This is a genomic window from Oleiphilus sp. HI0125 (assembly GCF_001635355.1).
Window position 1 is genome coordinate 1 of record NZ_LWGF01000677.1, and the last position, 5092, is coordinate 5092.

A 5092-nucleotide genomic window follows, 5' to 3' on the forward strand; every position below is an offset into this window, starting at 1 on the left:
CATCGAAACAATCAATTCGCCTGAGTGAGACAGCTCAGAAATCAAATAGGTATCTGGATCAGTATCCTTAATATAAGCTGTCACGGTGATTGATATCGGATCAGCTAAAATTCCATCAGGAATGAATCTTAGATCAACGAGTTGATCAACAGTAAGCGACCAGCGACCATCTCCTAAATCATGCCCTGCTGACAAAGATGAACTCTGTGGAATATTAGACAGAATTACCTCGCTAACCTGCTCTGAACCGTCATTATCGGCGAGAGCAACATCGATCTGTAAAGGAATCTCATTGTCATCATTCATCTCTCCGGAAAGCAATGTAAGCGTCGGCACATCTGCTTCTGGGTCGACGTACACCGTCAGTGTCGAATCCGTTACTTTTGAAGAAATAACTCCGGTGTCAGGATCAGTATCTTGTGAATGAACGCTAACACTGAGGGTAAAATCACTACTACTATGAATTGGGGGAGTAATCATAAAAGTATTCACATCCGACCAACTATTAGTATCCGCTGTAAGGGTAGCACCACCCGGAATATCGCTGACGCTGACTAGGGCAAAGGTCTCTGATCCATCTGTATCAAGCAAACCAATATCCATTTGAAGCGGAATAGTGTAGTCCTCAAATAAGCGAGTAATTTCAGTATCAAGCAAAACATCATCCGCCACTGCATTGATTTCAACCGAAACTTCTCCCGTAAATACCTCAGTTGTAGTGCCTTCACTAATTGTCAAAGCAGTACCAAGAATTACATCTGCGCTGCTGTCCGGGGAGGGAGTAAATATCAGCCCATCAACATCAGACAATGGTACCGACCAATTACCGAAACCGTTATTAATACCTGCACTCAAATTCGCCAATAAAGGTACATTGCTGATAGTTAAAGACGATAACGTCTCATCACTGTCAGCAGGTGTAATCGGACCAAGTTCTAACGCTACTGCCGTGTCTTCATCAGTGCTAACACTGCTATTAAGGGGATCGCCAAGCAGACCATCAATCACAGACGTATCGTTGAAACTCACTGCTAAATCAGCCTCTATATAAGCGCTGTCCTGTGCTCCTGTGTCACTATCAGTGTCAGTTATATGAATCTGCACCGAGAGTACAAAATCATTATCGTCATCCGTGGCAGGTTGCAGGGTCAGTCCAGTCAATTCGGCTTCCGTTAAGTGAACACTTCCATCCAACTGTGCAGAACCAGCAGATAGTGTTGCCCCCTCTGGCAAGCCTGTAATAACGATATGATCGATCTGTTCAGATCCATCCATATCAACTAACGCGGGCGTTATATTCAGTTCGACGGACTGGTTAATTGACGTTTGAGCATCATAGACGGTCAACTGTGGTTGATCTGCTTGGGCGCGAATATCAACCTCGACACTGTCACTCAATGAGGGATAATTGATATCGTCAGTAGTGACATCAACTGTAAGCGTAAAGTTATCATCTTGGTGCTCAATTGGCGTCAAGGTCAATCCGACTAGCTCAGCCTCTGTTAACGACCAAACGCCACCACCCTGATTTACACCGGAAGATAGCAGCACACCTTCAGGCACACCACTAATAGTAATATCCTGAACCACTGCTGTTTCGGATGCCCCCTTATAAACAACAATATTAAGAGCCATTAATGTATCTTCCACCTCACTGATACTGCTGGCAGAGACCGACACACCATGGTCGCAGAGAGTCGTTATTGATAGTGTTGTCGATGCTGAAGCTTGAGTGTCGCTCTCGCTGGCAACTGCATTAACTAATAGATCGTAACTGCCATTAAAGCCCTCTGGGTGGGATATTTCTAGATTGCCCAAATCAAAACCTGTAAGTAGTGCTTGAGAAATACCGTCAATTACCATCACCTCAGCAGTGAGGGCTCCGTCCGTCACTATCGATCCTATGGGCAGGTCCAGTAACATTACAGACAGAGTTTCTGAGCCATCGATATCAACCAATGAAGCCTCTGCATTCAGACCATAATTAGCGCAATTTTCAACAACCAAAGCTGCATCAGGAAGTACGTCAACGACCACCGTGGCTACTGATACATTAAACCCATCGGATATCGTTACTTGATAACTGTCTCGACCGAGAAAACCATCTACTGGAGTGTATGTGAACGTGCCGTCACCATTATCAAGAACAGCTCCGCTACTGCCCTGAGTAAATGATTGAACGATAAGAATGTCACCCTCCGCATCTGTGGCTGTAGTAATGACATTATCTGAATCTATACTCCCTTGGTCGATGCGCATAGACTGCTGCTGGTCCAAGAGTGACGGAGCCCAATTCGACGGTGCCATCGAGATAGTAAAATCTGACTCAGCATTGTGATTTTGAATACCAATCGAACCATCGTTCAGTAATTCTCCGAAGTCATAAGCTGTTTTTACAACACCATCTACTACAATGGACGCGACGCTGCCATCTACGACCAATGTCATCGCATTTGGCTCACCAACAGTAATTGTTTCCGGAACAAAGGTGTCAGCGACGATATCGCTATTTTCAATACCGTTTTCAATCTGATTGAACTCCCAACCTTGTTTACCAACACGCATGTAAGCGGCTTTATAATTATTAATATCGACATAATCAAAGATTATGGCCCCATTTTTATACTCCGGCCCCGGCAGGTTATATGTTGCGACCGTGGTATCTAGTTGAAAAGACTCAGCCAAGGTGCCGGCAAAGCCTATCAAAGCTGTCGCTCGATCAGCACCGTCACTAATTGAGTTAATCGCGAAACTCTTACCCTCGAACTCCCATTCTTTTGCCTGGACTGACACGAAATGTGGATTACCGTCAAAAACTGCTGAAGAGAATGAAAAAAGGTCGATATCGTTAAAATAGACGGTAGCACTCTCTCCGTTACCGAGATCTATCGAGGCTATTCCGGCAATTTGATCGATCGTAACTTGCTCAGATATGTAGTTAGAGAAATCAAGTGTGTCGTTTCCGCCGCCGCTATTGATGGTAAAGCTATCCCCATCCTCAAGTTGCCCAAACGAATAGGTATCATCACCAGGACTACCAGTGACCTCATCTAAGTCATAGTAATCACCCTCAACCCCATCCGCGATAATCTGGAAATCATTATCCGTCAAGTCGATATTAATTGGATTAGCGCTACTACTCATATCGAGCCCACCACTTACTGGCTCAGGAGGCACCTCGAGACTAAAATAGTCAATGATATTTACCAGCGGTTGATCAGCAATACCTGCAACATTCACGACGCCTGGTACGCTGAGCTGATTACCATTATTATCAGTGATGGTAACAATGAATCCCATCTCACCATCAAGATGCAAAGTTGGCACAAATTCAAAACTGCCATCACCAAGGGGACTGACAGTCGCTTGGCTTGGATCATCCAATACCATCTCGTCAATTGAGATCACCTCGGTATCAATATCCGCTGTGTCAATCGTAAGAATATTATCCTCGTCAATGGACGCGCTAAATAACGGCACGACATTCACATCGAATTCAACAACGCTACTAGCGGATGTTGTCAACATCGATTCTGCGTCGGTATCTTCGCTGTTCACCGTTAAGGTAAGGCTGAAATTGCCGCTATCACCGGGTGCAGAAGTGAGAGTTAAACCCTCTAGATCAGACTTTGTAAGTGTATAGCTACCGTTACCCAAATCTATTCCTGCGGACAGCGTTGCCCCACTGGGCAATCCACTCAAAGTCAATGAACTAAACAACTCACTACCATCAAGATCAATCAGATCCGCAGATAGGTTAAGCTCAATGGGAGTATCAACCAATCCTAATGCATGCTCGGCTGTGACGTTAGGTGCATCCGCCTCAGCCTCAACATTAATAATAAAGCTAGCTTGCGTCACTAACTGGCTGCTCGATAGATCATCATCATCTTGATCAACAGTAGTAACAGCAACTGTTATAGTATGGTCTGTACTGTCATGCTCTACGGGAGTGAATGTTAAGCCTACTAAATCATCGGCAGTGAGTATCCATTCGCCATTACCCATATCAATGCCAGCGGATAGTTGCGCTCCAAGAGGGACATTCAATAACATTATGTCAGCAATTGTTTCGTCACTACCGGCAGTCACAGCCACCGAAATGTCAAGAGCAATTGCGCTATCCTCTACTCCATTCACATCGTTAGCGACAATTATCGCTGTGTCAGCAACCTCGTTAACAACAACAGTCAGCGTGTCACTTGTCTCAGCTTTAGAAATCAGGCCTGTGTCGCTATCAATGTCATCAATAAATGTGGTAATGGTTAATGTAAAATCATCACTACTGTGTGGAGGAGGAGTAATGGTTAAGCCTATCAAATCAGACCCCGAGACCTCCCAAATGCCTTCACCACGATCAATGCCTTTATTCAATTGCGCACCCGCAGGAACGCCGGCCAACTCGATATGGGTTATTTTCTCTGAACCATCTTCGTCAATCACATCAGTGCTAACTAGCAGCGCTATAGCCGAATCCTCATCGCCCTCAACGTCTTCAACAGTCAATGTTGGTGTATCAGCTACTGGATCTATATAGACAGTGTGGAGCAACGTTTGCTGTACTTCACTTGTTAGTCCCGTGTTCGGATCAGTATCAGTCAACGTAAACTCGATGCTCAACACAAAATCATCACTACTGTGCTCAGGCGGAATGATCTCTAGACCTTGCCATTCAGCAGCGGTCAATATCCATGTACCGTAACCGTCATCATAACCTGCAGAGAGCTGCGCGCCTGAGGGCAAATCGCTGATTGCCACTGAACTAATAGCCTCCGATCCGTCAAGATCATCCAGCTGAACAGACATCTGTAGAGGGATAGCATAGTCTTCAAATAACCTTGTAATGTCTCCCTCAATACTCAAGCTATCCACGACCGCGTTAACCTCAACATCCATCGTCGACAAGGTCTCAGACGTACTCACCTCTCCTGTCTCAGGATCGACATCTGCCACGCTCGCCAACACCGATAAGCTGAAGTCTTCGCTATCATGCAGCGGTGGCGTAATCGTTAGACCGACCAACTGATCGACACTTAAGGTCCAGCTATTGTCACCGTTATCAACGCCAGCTGATAACGTCGCACCCACTGGC

1 protein-coding gene is annotated in these 5092 nt (G+C 45.4%); it reads right to left on the reverse strand.

Annotation, left to right across the window (positions count from 1 at the left end; translation table 11 throughout):
* A partial coding sequence (locus A3762_RS27455; RefSeq protein WP_197469175.1) for an Ig-like domain-containing protein occupies window positions 1-5092 on the reverse strand: 5092 nt, incomplete at both ends.